This window comes from Methylobacterium mesophilicum SR1.6/6 (assembly GCF_000364445.2).
In the GTDB taxonomy this organism is placed as follows: domain Bacteria; phylum Pseudomonadota; class Alphaproteobacteria; order Rhizobiales; family Beijerinckiaceae; genus Methylobacterium; species Methylobacterium mesophilicum_A.
Map to the genome: position 1 here is coordinate 2,086,567 of NZ_CP043538.1, position 12,938 is coordinate 2,099,504.

At 70.0% G+C, this 12,938-nt stretch carries 13 protein-coding genes; 3 read left to right on the forward strand and 10 right to left on the reverse strand.

All coding sequences use genetic code 11. From position 1 onward, the window contains the following. Positions 1 to 25 precede the first annotated feature (25 nt). Both MMSR116_RS09815 and MMSR116_RS09820 read right to left on the reverse strand, forming a co-directional pair. Complete coding sequence (locus MMSR116_RS09815; RefSeq protein ID WP_010684960.1) at positions 26 to 1,168, reverse strand: GlxA family transcriptional regulator; 1,143 nt, start codon at positions 1,166 to 1,168, stop codon at positions 26 to 28. Continuing rightward, on the reverse strand, positions 1,165 to 1,725 hold the full coding sequence (locus MMSR116_RS09820) for an isochorismatase family protein (RefSeq protein ID WP_010684961.1): 561 nt from the start codon (positions 1,723 to 1,725) through the stop codon (positions 1,165 to 1,167). The genes MMSR116_RS09815 and MMSR116_RS09820 overlap by 4 nt, the downstream gene beginning before the upstream one ends. Positions 1,726 to 1,845: 120 nt before the next feature. Here MMSR116_RS09820 and MMSR116_RS09825 point away from each other — a divergent pair, with 120 nt between their 5' ends. From MMSR116_RS09825 to MMSR116_RS09835, 3 genes are all read left to right on the forward strand, one after another. Then, on the forward strand, positions 1,846 to 2,559 hold the full coding sequence (locus tag MMSR116_RS09825; protein ID WP_010684962.1) for an SIR2 family NAD-dependent protein deacylase: 714 nt from the start codon (positions 1,846 to 1,848) through the stop codon (positions 2,557 to 2,559). A 218-nt stretch (positions 2,560 to 2,777) separates the two neighbouring features. Next, positions 2,778 to 3,002 (forward strand): hypothetical protein, encoded by a 225-nt coding sequence (locus MMSR116_RS09830; protein ID WP_010684963.1) that lies wholly within the window; start codon positions 2,778 to 2,780, stop codon positions 3,000 to 3,002. Positions 3,003 to 3,257: 255 nt separating this feature from the next. Then, positions 3,258 to 4,037: a DUF1194 domain-containing protein gene (locus tag MMSR116_RS09835; protein WP_010684964.1), complete on the forward strand. Its 780-nt coding sequence runs from the start codon at positions 3,258 to 3,260 to the stop codon at positions 4,035 to 4,037. Between the two features lie 318 nt (positions 4,038 to 4,355). On the opposite strand, the gene MMSR116_RS09840 is transcribed toward MMSR116_RS09835, so the two are convergent. From MMSR116_RS09840 to ispG, 8 genes are all read right to left on the reverse strand, one after another. After that, positions 4,356 to 4,736, reverse strand: coding sequence for a hypothetical protein (locus tag MMSR116_RS09840; protein WP_010684965.1), 381 nt, complete (start codon positions 4,734 to 4,736; stop codon positions 4,356 to 4,358). A gap of 74 nt (positions 4,737 to 4,810) precedes the next feature. Then, a complete protein-coding gene (locus MMSR116_RS09845) occupies positions 4,811 to 7,138 on the reverse strand; it encodes a xanthine dehydrogenase family protein molybdopterin-binding subunit (protein ID WP_010684966.1) in 2,328 nt (775 codons plus the stop codon). Beyond that, complete coding sequence (locus MMSR116_RS09850) at positions 7,135 to 7,614, reverse strand: (2Fe-2S)-binding protein (RefSeq protein WP_010684967.1); 480 nt, start codon at positions 7,612 to 7,614, stop codon at positions 7,135 to 7,137. The genes MMSR116_RS09845 and MMSR116_RS09850 overlap by 4 nt, the downstream gene beginning before the upstream one ends. Before the next feature lie 335 nt (positions 7,615 to 7,949). After that, a complete protein-coding gene (locus MMSR116_RS09855; RefSeq protein ID WP_010684968.1) occupies positions 7,950 to 8,354 on the reverse strand; it encodes a type II toxin-antitoxin system VapC family toxin in 405 nt (134 codons plus the stop codon). Beyond that, complete coding sequence (locus MMSR116_RS09860; protein ID WP_010684969.1) at positions 8,354 to 8,599, reverse strand: type II toxin-antitoxin system VapB family antitoxin; 246 nt, start codon at positions 8,597 to 8,599, stop codon at positions 8,354 to 8,356. Before MMSR116_RS09860 ends, MMSR116_RS09855 begins: the two co-directional genes overlap by 1 nt. An 81-nt stretch (positions 8,600 to 8,680) precedes the next feature. Beyond that, complete coding sequence (locus MMSR116_RS09865; RefSeq protein ID WP_010684970.1) at positions 8,681 to 9,016, reverse strand: DUF6968 family protein; 336 nt, start codon at positions 9,014 to 9,016, stop codon at positions 8,681 to 8,683. Between the two features lie 13 nt (positions 9,017 to 9,029). Then, the gene (locus tag MMSR116_RS09870) at positions 9,030 to 11,033 is read right to left on the reverse strand and encodes a potassium transporter Kup (RefSeq protein WP_010684971.1); all 2,004 of its coding nucleotides are present in this window, start codon (positions 11,031 to 11,033) and stop codon (positions 9,030 to 9,032) included. Positions 11,034 to 11,279: 246 nt separating this feature from the next. Continuing rightward, positions 11,280 to 12,608 carry a flavodoxin-dependent (E)-4-hydroxy-3-methylbut-2-enyl-diphosphate synthase gene (gene ispG / locus MMSR116_RS09875; RefSeq protein WP_010684972.1) on the reverse strand — a complete coding sequence of 443 codons (1,329 nt, stop codon included), beginning with the start codon at positions 12,606 to 12,608 and terminating at the stop codon, positions 11,280 to 11,282. Positions 12,609 to 12,938: the final 330 nt, after the last annotated feature.

Consider the following 12,938-nt stretch of genomic DNA (forward strand, 5'->3'; position numbering starts at 1 on the left):
CAAGCGGAGGTGGAGTCGCGGGGTTTCAGCGGCAGGATTTCCTACGGGGCGCGGCTTGCGCGGCGCCCGGGCGCGGGAACGCGGAGCCCGCCCTTGTCCAGCCCTTGTCCAGCCCTTGTCCAGCCCTTGTCCAGCCCTTGTCCAGCCCTTGTCCAGCCTTGTCCAGGCCCTGTCCGTCCGCGCCCCTGGCCCTGAGGCTGGACGGCGCCGCCGCGTGGATGCGGCCCCACACGCGGCGCATGTGCCGGGCCGAACCGAAGCCGGCACGCGCGGCGACCTGCTCCAGGCCGAGGTCCGACTGGGCGATCAGGTCCCGGGCCAGCGCGATCCGGGACCGGTTGACGGCATCGGTCAGCGTCATGCCCGCGTGCAGCCTGAACAGGCGCGCGAGGTTGCGCGGGCTCGCCCCCACGATCCGGCCGAGCGTTGCGGGCGACCAGTCCCGGGCCGGATCGGCCGCGATGGCATCCTGCGCCCGGTGCACCGCCGGGTGCAGGTGGCTGCGGCCTTCCAGCCAGGGCGAGAGCTGGGGGTCGTCCGGACCCCGGCGCATGTACACGACCAGGGTGCGGGCCACCGCGACGGCCGCCCCCGGGCCGGCCCAGTCCCCCACGAGATGCAGCATCAGGTCGATACCGGCGGTGACCCCGGCGCTGCTGAACCGGTCCCGGTCCTGCACGAACAGCCGGTTCTCCAGGACCGCGGCCCGCGGTGCCGTTGCGGCGAGGCGCGCGCAGCTTCCGTGATGCGTGGTGCAGGCGTAGCCGTCGAGCAGCCCGGCCCGCGCGGCCAGCAGCGCGCCCTCGCAGACGGTCACGACGATGTGGCCCGGACGGATCGCCGCGCGCAGCCACGCCACGATTTGCGCCTCCGCGGCGGCCTCGGCCTCCCGGTCCCGATCCGGGCCGAGCGGCTGCTCGGTCGAACCCGGCAGGAGCACAACCGTCCCGGGAGCGATCTCCGGCGGCAGCGGACCGGCGCCGCCGAGATCCAGCCCGACCGAGCTGCGCGTCGATCCCTGTGGCGCCGCGTAGCGCAGGTCGAAGGCGACCCGGTCCTGCACCGCCCCGGCGATCCGCAGCACCTCCACCGGACCGGCCAGGTCGAGCAGCAGCGCGCGGGGCGGCAGCACCACCAGAACCGGGATGCGGCGCTCGGGTCCGCTCATGCGGCGGCTGGAAGGTCCCGGCCGGCCAGCGCCTGCGCCACCGTGGCGATGCGGGCGAAGCGGTCGGCGAGCACCAGCTCGGTCCGGGCCTTGATGTCGTCGGCGCCGAAGCGGCGGCCGTCGGGATGGGTCATGGCGAAGGTCAGGGTCGCCTCCGTGACATAATCCACCTGCCAGCCGCTGTCGGAGGCGTGGCGCGCCGTCGTCTCGCAGCACTGCTCGGTCCGGATCCCGGAGACGATCAGCCGGCGGATGCCGTGCTGCGTCAGCCAGCTCGCCAGTCCGGTATCGACCAGGGCGCTGTGGCGGTGCTTGTGGAAGGTGGCGGTCGGCGCGATCGCGACCGGCTCCAGGGTGCGGACATGGCCGGAGGCGTGGGCGAACGGTCCGGTGTCGGTCACGTGGAACACCTGCAGGACCGGGATCCGGCGCGCGGCGGCGCCGTCGATGAGCCCCTGCAGCCGCTCGGTGAAGCGCGGGACATCGGCGTCGTCCCAGAAGGGCCTGTGCCGGAAGGATTCCTGGACATCGATGACCAGCAGCGCAACATCGGACATTTCGTGCTTCCCGCTCGGTGAAGGCAGCCGCACAATCGACCGGACCGGTCGAGCGCGAAAGAAACCGCTCCGCCAACCACCGGACATATCCGGCCAACCTTGACCGAGCAGGAGCGGCGCGTGGCGGATTCACCCAGGACGATCTTCGTGCTCACCGGAGCCGGCGTCTCGGCCGAGAGCGGGCTCGGCACGTTCCGGGACCGCGGCGGGATCTGGGCGCGGTTCGACCCGATGAAGCTCGCCACCCCCGAGGCCTACGCGGCCGACCCCGACACGGTGCTCGACTTCTACGATCATCGCCGCCGGGGCTTGATCGCGGCCGTTCCCAACGCCGCGCACGGCGCGCTGGCGCGGGCCGAGGCGCGGCTCGCCGACAGGGGCGGCCGGCTGTTCCTGTGCACGCAGAACGTCGACGACCTGCACGAGCGGGCCGGCTCCCGGTCGGTCACCCACATGCACGGTGAGCTGCTCAAGGCCCGCTGCTGCGCCTGCGGGGCCGTCATACCGTGGCGCGCCGACCTCGGACGGGCGGATGCGTGCCCCGCCTGCGGCACCCCCGCCCGGATGCGGCCGGACGTGGTGTGGTTCGGCGAGATGCCGATGCACCTCGACGCGATCGAGGCGGCGCTGGCGGAGGCCGACCTGTTCGTGGCGGTGGGCACCTCGGGGGCGGTCTACCCGGCCGCCGGCTACGTGCGGCAGGCCCGCAGCCTCGGCATACCGACTTGCGAGATCAACCTCGAACCGTCCGACAACGCCGATGCTTTCGACGCGGCGCATTACGGTCCCGCGAGCGAAGCCTTGCCGCGCTACTTGGCGGATCTGGGGCTGTGAGGATCGGATCGGCCGTAACGCACCAGCCGGCCTGGCTTTTCTGACTCGTCGCCGGGAATCCCCTGCCAGGACCAAAGTCTCAATTGCTGCGAATCACATCCGCGCGACCTGTCAAGAACTGGCCGGGCCGTTGCCCACCGGTTACAACAGTCAAGCTCGGGTTCGGCGTCGCGGCCCGCCCGGGCGTTCGTTGAAGCCACAAGGGGAAGCCACGACCCATGCAGCACTTCACCGTAACCGACCGCGAGCGCGACACCGTCCTGGCGGCGCTGCGCTATTACCAGTTCTACCGGATGCAGGGTCACCCCTTCGACCCGCGCCAGGACCATCTGATCGATACGATCGCCGGCCAGACCGGCGATGCCCTGGACCTCACCGAGATCGACGATCTCTGCGCAGGCCTGAACGGCCATCGCCACGCGCTGGCGGCCACCGCCGCCTGAGCGCGCCGCTCCGCGCGTCCCGCCGGAGGCGCGGGACGAAACCGAGGCAATCCGTTCCGAGATGAGCATCAGTGCCGCCGGAGGCGGATCCCTCGCCGGACCCGGGCGCGACCCCCGGGTCTTCATCATCCCCGCCGCGGTCGCCGCGGCCGGGACTCCCCCCGAAAGGCCGGTTTGATCCGGCCGAGAAACGTGCCCTAACGGGCCCGCGACGGTCCTCCGGCCGCGCGAGGTCCGGGAACACGGATGCCGACGATGCGGACGGGCTCGGGGGGATTCCGGCGCGGCGTGATGCGTGTCGTCGGCATCCTGCTCTTTGGCCTCGCCCCCGCCGCTGCCGCGCCCGAGAGCGTCGCCACAGCCCTCGTCGTCTCGGTGGACGTGTCGCAATCCGTCGACGACACGCGCTTCCGCCTGCAGATGGAGGGCATCGCCGAGGCCCTGGAAGATCCCTCCGTGGTCGGCGCGATCACCGGCAATCCGGGCGGGATCCTGTTCGCCATGGTCACCTGGGCGGACCGGGCGAACCTCGCGGTCGGATGGCGGCGGATCGCCAGCCGTGCCGACGCCGCCGCCACCGCCGCCCTGGTGCGGGCCACGCCCCGCCAGGCCGGCGAGTTCACCTGCCTCGGCCAGATGTTCCGGACGGTCACCGCCGCCGTGCTGCCGGCGCTGCCGATGCCGGCGGACCGCGTCGTGGTCGACGTCTCGGGTGACGGGATCGACAACTGCACCGACGCCGACAGCCTCGCGGAGGCGCATACGGCGCTGCTGGCCACCGGCGCGACCGTCAACGGCCTGCCGATCCTGGTGTCCGGCGAGAACGACGTGGTCGGGGCCGGCGCCTACCGGGCGCCGGGCTACGGCCTGCTCCCGACCCCGCTGCCGCAGGAGCGCACGAGCCTGGAGCAATGGTATCGCGCGCACGTGATCGGGGGGCCTGGGGCGTTCCTGCTCGCGGCGGCAGGCTACGGTGACTTCTCCCAGGCGTTGCGGCGGAAATTCGTGATCGAGATCAGCGCGCTGGGGCGGTAGGCTGCCTTTTCCGAGGTGCATGGAGCTTCGGTGGAGCTCGGCCCGGGATTCGGCACAACAAGATTTGAGATGCTTCTGTGAGGTGGCGATGCGCCGCTGACCCAGCCCTCCGCCGCCTTCCTGACGTCCGGGACCTGGCGCGATCCTCGAGAGCCGCTCAGACCAGATGGTGTCTTCGGCGGGTGTCGCTCCTTCCGTCCTCACGAGCGAAGCGACGTGACCCAGGGCAGCGCGACCTCGAAGAGCTAGCGTTGCCCTGGTTTGCTTCGCTCTGCTCGCAAAGACGGCGCGAGCAGAGCAGAAAGCCGGATCAGCCTCTTACGGCGCCTTCTTCAGCTGCTGCTCGGCGCGGGTGAGCGCCGCCTCGCAGCCCTTCGCGTCGCCCTTCGAATCCGCCGTGCGGGCCTCCTCCAGGGCGACCTTGGCCTGCTGGGCGGCGTCCGCGCCCTGGCCGGCCTGGGCCGACTTCTCCGGGGGTGCCTGCGGCGACTCGTTCGCCCGCTGGCCTTCCGTGCCCGTGACCCCCTCGCCACCGCGCTTGGCGGCGTTGCCCTGGCCGCTGGTCGAGGCGGAGATCGACTGGGTCAGCTCGGACTGGACCCGCTTCGACACGCCGTCGATCCGATCGCCGCACGGCGAGGCGAGGGCGGGGACCGTCAGCATCAGGGTCAGGCAGGCCGTCAGGGCGGGACGCATCATCGGGTCGGGTACTTTCCAAAAGAATGGGGCCGCGGGTTCCCCCACGGCCCCAACGCCTTGCGGCTGGTGACGGTTCAGGCGCTCAGCTGATCGCGGATCGGCAATTGCCGCACTCGCCGGCCGGTGGCCGCGAAGATCGCGTTGGCGATGGCCGGCGCCACCGGCGGCACGCCGGGCTCGCCGACGCCGCCGAGCGGTCCGTCCCAACTGCCGCTCGGCACGAGGTGCACGCGGACCGCCTTCGGGGCGGCGTCGATCCGGAGCACCTCGTAGCCGTCGAAGTTGTTCTGCACCGTCCGGCCCTGCTTGAAGGTGATCTCGGAGGTGAGGGCGAGCCCCATCCCCATGACCACGGCGCCCTCCATCTGCGAGCGGATGCGCTCCGGGTTCACCTGCGGACCACAATCGACCGCGATGTCGATCGCCTTCACCTGGACCTGGCCCTTGTTGTCGACCTCCACCTCGGCCGCCACCGCCGTGTAGGTGACGAAGCTGTAGTGGCCTGCGATGCCGAGGCCGGTGCCCTTCGGCATCTGCCGCCCCCAGCCCGCGCCCTTGGCGGCCGCCTCGATCACGCCGCGCAGGCGGCCCGTCTCGATCGGGTAGCGGTTCGGATCCTCGCCGTAGTTCCAGACGTCGCCGATCTCGGTCGGGCTGATCTTGCGATCCGGTCCGATGAGCGCGAGCAGGTACTCCTTCGGCTCGCGGCCGGCGGCGTGCGCCAGCTCCGACACGAAGGACTGGATCGCGAAGGCGTGCGGGATGTTCGACACCGAGCGGAACCAGCCGATGCGGGCATGGGCGGCGGCCTCGGGGTTCTCCAGCCGCATGTTGGGGATGTCGAGCGGCGTGTTGACCAGCCCCATCCCGAGCTCGAACGGCAGCTCGTGCTTCGGATCGGGCGCGAAGATCGAGCCGATCGTCGGCGCCACCGAGCGATGCAGCCACGCCATCGGCATGCCCTTGTCGTCGAGGCCGGCCTCCAGGTGCTCCACCGAGATCGTGTGGTAGAAGCCGTGGTGGATGTCGTCCTCGCGGGTCCAGGCGAGCTTCACCGGCGCGCCGCCGACGGCCTGCGAGCAGAGCGCCGCCTCGACCACGTAGTCGGGCTTCGACTTACGGCCGAACCCGCCGCCGAGCAGCGTGACGTTCACCTTGACCTTGTCGTCGGGCAGCTTGAGCGCCTTCATCAGGCGGTCGTTGGCCGCCTGCGGACCCTGGACGCAGGCCCAGGCCTCGCAGAACCCGTCCTTCACGCGGGCCACCGCCGCCGGGGGCTCCATCGGCGCCTGGGCGAGGTGGGGCACGAAGTACTCAGCCTGCACCTTGGTCTTGGCCTTGGCCATGGCGCCGTCGACGTCGCCCTGCGTGCGCACGACCTTGCCGGGCTTGCGGGCGGCGGCCTCCAGCTCCTTGCGGAACGCGTCGGTGTCGTAGCCGGCGTTCGGGCCGTCATCCCAGGTGATCTTGAGGGCGTCCCGCGCCTTCATGGCCGACCACGTGTTCTTGGCGACCACCGCCACGCCGCCGAGCGGCATGAACTCGGACGGGATCTCGCCGCCGTCGATCTTGAAGATCTTGACGACGCCCGGGACCTTCTTGGCCTCGCTGTCGTCGTAGGACTTCACCGTGCCGCCGTAGACGGCCGGGCGCGCGACGACAGCGTACAGCATCCCGTCGAGCTTGGTGTCGAGGCCGTAGATCGCCTTGCCGGTGGTGATGTCGACATTGTCGATCAGCCCGACCTTGCCGGTGCCGATGTAGCGGAAGTCCTTCGGGTCCTTCAGCTTGACGTCGGTCGGGACCGGCAGCTCGGCGGCGGCCTTGGCAACCGCGCCGTAGCCGAGGGTGCGGCCCGACTTGGCGTGGGTCAGCGTGTGGTTGACGGCCGTCACCTCGGAGGCCGGCACGCCCCACTGCTTGGCCGCCGCCTGGATCAGCATCAGACGCGCGGCCGCGCCGGCGTGGCGGAAATGCTGGAAGAAGTGGCGGGTCGAGCGCGAGCCGTCCGTGTCCTGGTTGCCGAAGCGGTTCTCGTCGCCCCAGGCCTGGACCACCTTCACCTTCGACCAGTCGGCCTCCAGCTCGTCGGCGACCGTGAAAGCCACCGAGGTGCGGATGCCCTGGCCCATGTCGGAGCGGTGGTTCGTCACCGTGACGGTGCCGTCCGGCGCGATGGCGACGAAGACCTTCGGATCGTCGCGCCAGCCATGCGGCATGCCGTCGGCACCGAACTTCTGCTGCTTCTGCTCCTCGGTCTGGGTCTCGTCGGCCCGGGCCGGACGCAGGGAGAGAGCCAGCACCAGGGCGCCGGCGCCCCCGAGGATGCCGCGGCGGCTGACGTTCTCGAGGGCCGGCTTGGCCGTGGCCATGTCCGCCATCATCTTCGCGTCGTGGATCACAGGCGCTCTCCCTTGCTGGCGGGTGCCGCCTGTCCGGCGGCCTGATGGATCGCGGTGCGGATGCGCGGATAGGTGCCGCAGCGGCAGATGTTGCCGCTCATCGTGTCGTCGATGTCCTGATCGGTGGGCTTGGGCGTGTCCTTCAGGAGCGCGGCGGCCTGCATGATCTGGCCGCACTGGCAGAAGCCGCACTGGGCGACGTTCTGGTCGCGCCACGCCACCTGCACGGGGTGGTTGCCGTCCGGCGACAGCCCCTCGATGGTCACGACCTCCTGGCCGGCGGCCGCCGAGACCGGCGTGATGCAGGCGCGGGTCGCCGCGCCGCCGAGGTGGATGGTGCAGGCCCCGCAGAGTGAGACGCCGCAGCCGAACTTGGTGCCGGTGAGCCCGAGCTCGTCCCGCAGGTACCACAGCAGCGGCATGTCGGGGTCGCCGTCGAAGCTGCGCGCAGCCCCGTTCACGGTGAGTTTGATCATCGATGCGTCCTGTCTGGCAGCGCCGGAGCGGCGTTCAGTCGGGTTCGAGCCAGGCCTGAGGCCAAGGCCGGCATTGCCGGCTCACGCGTGCCGATGCGGAGGAGATCGCCGGGCAAACGCTCAAGCTCAGAATAATAAATATTCTAAAGCAGGCCTTGGGCCGAGTGCAACGCAGGGATCCGGATAGTCATCCTGCCATGGTTGCGTTCCGGGTATGGCGCGTGCGGTGGCGCACACAGTCGGATCATGGGACGGCGGTCGCCAAACTGAGGGCGGGCGGAGCACTATCGTTGTCCGCCCGCTGTGCCGAAGACCGCTCTTGAGAACTGATGTCTTTACGGGACGGTCTCCAGATCCGTCCTGCGAAATTCGTCGGCCGTGGCGAGGATCGGCATGCAGAAGAACCGCGCGGCCGCGTAGTGGAGGCAATCGCCGAGATTGAGTCCGTGGCGGCCGGCCCGGTATCGATGCGCGGCCGAAAGGGCGAGCGCCGTCGTCTCGCTGGCCGGCGGGAGATCGCAGATCTCGATGCCCCTGGCATCGAGAAATTCGAGGACGATTGGTTCGACTGCTTCGACTGTCATGTCGAACTTGTCGGGCCGCGCGAGCGCCAGCACAGTTTCGAGAACCGCAACAGGTGAGGTTCGACACTGACTGGCCGAAGCGAGCGCTGCGGAGATCCGGTCGGCCTCCGGCTCGTCCGCCAGCAGGGCGACGATCGCGGAGGCATCCACGAACATCAGCGGCTTTCCCACATTGCGTCGTAGATCTCCCGCGGCAGAGGCTCCCGGGCGGTGTCGCCCAGCGTGATCCCATGCTGTGCGCGCAACCGGGCCGCGGTCTCCCGCGGCGTCTCCGCCCGGTGCCTGCGCTCGATCGCCTCCCGCATGGCGATGACGATCGCCTCGCTGATGCCGACGCCCGCCATGGCGGCGAACCGGCGCGTCAGCGCGTCGGCTTCGGGATTGTTGACGTTGATCGCCATGGGGATTCGCCTTCGTTGCCCGATGTAGATAGTCCCGCGCGTCGATCTACACCAGCGGCTGGCACGTTGCCGTCACCTGCCTCACCCCTCGAAGATCTTGTCCATGCCGATCAGTAGATCGCGGCCGTTCTTCGGGATCGGAAAGCCGTATCCATCGCCTGGCTTGTCCCACATCTGAGTGCCGGCCTTGTGGGCGTCGCAGACGTAGAGGTCGATGCCGATTTTCTGCATCGTCAGATGGAGCGCCTGCAGTGCATCGACGCCGGCTCCGAAGCTGTCCCGCGGCTCTCCGGGCCAACCGATCGTGTAGCGGCAGATCCAGTGGCCGTCGTCATATTCCGGCGCGCAGAGCCGGACCGGAACGGAAATATCCGCGTCCGGACTCCGGATGGTCAAGATGCGCGTGCCGATGACCATGGCGGCGCGATCCTCACACCGTCACCTGCGTCCCGACCTCCACCACCCGCCCGGTCGGGATCTGGAAGAAGTCCGTCGCGTCGTTGGCGTTCTTGGCCAGCGTGATGAAGATCCGGTCCTGCCAGAGCGGCATGCCCGAATGCGCCGCCGGCCGGATCGAGCGGCGCGACAGGAAGAACGACGTCGCCATGATGTCGAACTTGAAGCCCTGGCGGCGCAGCAGCACCAGGGTCTTCGGGATATTCGGCGTCTCCATGTAGCCGAACTTCATCACGACCTTGTAGAAGTGCGGGCCCACCGGCTCGATCCGCACCTTGTCGGCCTCGTTGGAGCGCGGCGTGTCCACCGTCTCGACGGTGAGGATCACGTTCTTCTCGTGCAGCACCTTGTTGTGCTTGAGGTTGTGCAGCAGCGCCGCCGGGGCGATCTCGGGGTCGCTCGTCAGGAACACCGCGGTGCCGCGCACGTGGTGGGGCGGGCTCTTCTCCAGCATGCCGACCAGTTCGACCAGCGGCACGTCGGTCTTGCGGGTCTTGTTGAACAGGATCGTGACCCCGCGCACCCAGGTCCACATCAGGATGATCAGGCCCCCCGCGAGCAGCAGCGGCACGTAGCCACCTTCCACCACCTTGATCAGGTTGGAGAGCAGGAACAGGAACTCCAGCACGATGAAGGGCAGCATCACGGCCGCGGCCGCCACCGGCGACCATTTCCACATGCGCCACATCACCAGGAAGGTCAGCGAGGCGGTGAGCAGCATCGTGCCGGTCACCGCGATGCCGTAGGCGGAGGCGAGCGACGACGAGGTCTTGAACAGCACGGCCAGCAGGACGACACCGATCATCAGCAGCGAGTTGATCTGCGGCAGGTAGATCTGGCCGGCATGCGACTCGGAGGTGTGACGGATCTCCAGCCGCGGCAGCAGGCCGAGCTGGATCGCCTGCCGGGACAGCGAGAAGGCGCCGGTGATCACCGCCTGGCTCGCCACCACAGTGGCCAGCGTGGCGAGCAGCACCATCGGCAGCAGGCCCCAGGCCGGCACGAGCTGGAAGAACGGATCGGCGGTGTCGGGCTTCTCCAGCACCAGGGCGGCCTGGCCGAGGTAGTTGAGGGCGAGCGCCGGGAAGACGAGGCCGATCCAGGCCACCTGGATCGGCTTGCGGCCGAAATGGCCGAGATCGGCGAACAGCGCCTCGGCCCCGGTCACAGCCAGGAACACGGCACCCAGCGCCACCAGCGCGCCGGTGCCGTGGCCGAGCAGGTAGACCACCGCGTGCACGGGATTGATCGCCCGGAACACCTCCGGGTGCAGGGCGATGTGCGGCAGCGCCGCCAGCGCCATGGCGAGGAACCACACGATCGTCATCGGCCCGAAGAAGGCCGCGACCTTGCCGGTTCCGCGGTTCTGCACGAGAAACAGGGCGACGATGATCACGACGGTGATCGGCAGGACGTAATCGTCGAGGGCGGGCGTGACGAGCTTCAGGCCCTCCACCGCCGAGAGCACCGAGATCGCCGGGGTGATCACCGCGTCGCCGTAGAACAGCGAGGCGCCGAGCAGCCCCAGCATGAACACGATGCGCGAGCCGCCGAGCGCCTTCCGGGCGAGCGCCATCAGCGAGAGGATGCCGCCCTCGCCGTTGTTGTCCATGCGCAGCAGGATCGCGACGTACTTCACCGTCACGATCATGAACAGCGCCCAGAGGATCAGCGAGACGGTGCCGATCACCTCCTCGGGCAGCAGGATCCCGTCCGTCCGGGCCGGGCCCAGGGCCTCGCGGAATGCGTAGAGCGGGCTCGTGCCGATGTCGCCGTAGACGACGCCGACCGAGCCGACCAGCAGCGTCCAGAACCCGGCATGGCCGTGCTGGGTCTCGGCCTTCTCGGGGGCGTCGAGGGTGCCGGAGGTGGCCGGCCCCTGCAACGGGCCCTGACCGTCCGCGTCACTGGTTGGGGCCGAGTCGCGGGCGTCGGACGCGGGCTGGGCTGCGACGCCGGGTGCGAAGATTTGGCTCATGGGAATGTCGGAAGCTCGGGCGTGGCCGGCGCTTCGCGGTTCGGCTCAGGGGCCAGTCGGGGCCGGGCAGAAAACGCGAAGACTCCGCCGAACCGCGCGGGCCGGCCACCGGGCCGACCGCTCACGGGATCGTGGCGCGTTGCTACCACGGCCGCGTGCGGCCGGAAACCGTGTTGCATTGCGAAGGGCGCGGAGCTGGGTCTCGGCGCGGCGAGGCTGAGGGACGCGGGCGCGATGCGCCCGTCGTCACTCCGCCGCGGTGCGCGTCCCGCCCTGGCCGAATCGGCGCTCGATGTAGTCGATGACGATCGTCTCGAAGTCCTTGGCCAGCGTCGGGCCGCGGAGCGTCATCGCCTTCTTGCCGTCGATGAAGACCGGCGCGGTCGGCGTCTCGCCGGTGCCGGGCAGGGAGATGCCGATATCGGCATGCTTCGATTCGCCCGGGCCGTTCACGATGCAGCCCATCACGGCGACGTTCAGCCCCTCGACGCCCGGATAGGTCTTCTTCCACTCCGGCATCGAGGTGACGATCCAGTTCTGGATGTCGCGGGCCAGCTCCTGGAACGTGGTCGAGGTCGTGCGGCCGCAGCCCGGGCAGGCCGCCACCATCGGCACGAAGGTGCGGAACCCCATGGTCTGCAGGAGTTCCTGGCTGGCCTTGACCTCGACGGTCCGGTCGCCGCCGGGCTCGGGGGTCAGCGAGTAGCGGATCGTGTCGCCGATCCCCTCCTGGAGCAGCACGCCGATGGCGGCCGAGGCGGCGACCAGGCCCTTCGAGCCCATGCCGGCCTCGGTGAGGCCGAGATGGATCGCGTAGTCCGAGCGGCGCGCCACCTCGCGGTAGACCGCGATGAGATCCTGCACCGCCGAGACCTTGGCCGAGAGGATGATCTTGTTCTGCGGCAGGCCCAGCGCCACGGCGCGGTCGGCCGAGCTGATCGCCGAGCGGACCATCGCCTCGCGCATCACCGCACGGGCATCGATCGGCCGCGGCGACTTGGCGTTCTCGTCCATCAGGTGGGTGAGCAGCTCGCCGTCGAGCGAGCCCCAGTTGGCGCCGATCCGCACGGTCTTGTTGTGCTTGATCGCCTGCTCGATGATCGCCGAGAACTGCGTGTCCTTCTTGGCCTTGAAGCCGACGTTGCCGGGATTGATCCGGTACTTGGCCAGCGCCTCGGCGCAGGCCGGATGGTCGGCGAGCAGCTTGTGGCCGATGTAGTGGAAGTCGCCCACCAGCGGCACGTGGACGCCGATCCGGTCGAGGCGCTCGCGGATCTTCGGCACCGCGGCCGCCGCCTCGTCCCGGTCGACCGTGATGCGCACCAGCTCCGAGCCGACCCGGGCGAGCTGGGCGACCTGCGCCACCGTGGCGTCGATGTCGGCCGTGTCGGTGTTGGTCATCGACTGGACGACGATCGGGGCACCGCCGCCCACCGTGACCGCGCCCTCACCCTCGCCGACCGTGACGCCGACCGTGCGGTGCCGCGGGGCGGGGCCGGCGATCTCCGGGCCGCCGCCGGCCAGCGGGTTCTCGGCGGGGATTTCGGAGGGGTTGGTGGCTTCCATGACTTCCATCGTGGACCTTCGCGTGCGCGCCTCGCGGGGTGCCGGAGCCGGGACGGCTGCCGGGCCGGTCCCGGGGACACGCCTCGCCGGAACTTCGGGGCTGCCGCGGGTTAGCTGCGGATGACCCGGCGCCGCGTCAAGGCGGCGCCGCGCGGGGCAGCATCGCGCATGACAGCATCGCGGCTGTCATGTCGTATCCGCGCGCGGATGTCGAGTTCGCTGCACGTCCCGCAGGCGTCTGCCGACCGCGAGACAGAGTTTTCATCCCCCTCTGTTGCTGATTCGCTCGAGCAGGGTGGAGCGCGATCCGCCGGGTGCATCCCTGGCGTCCGGTTGATG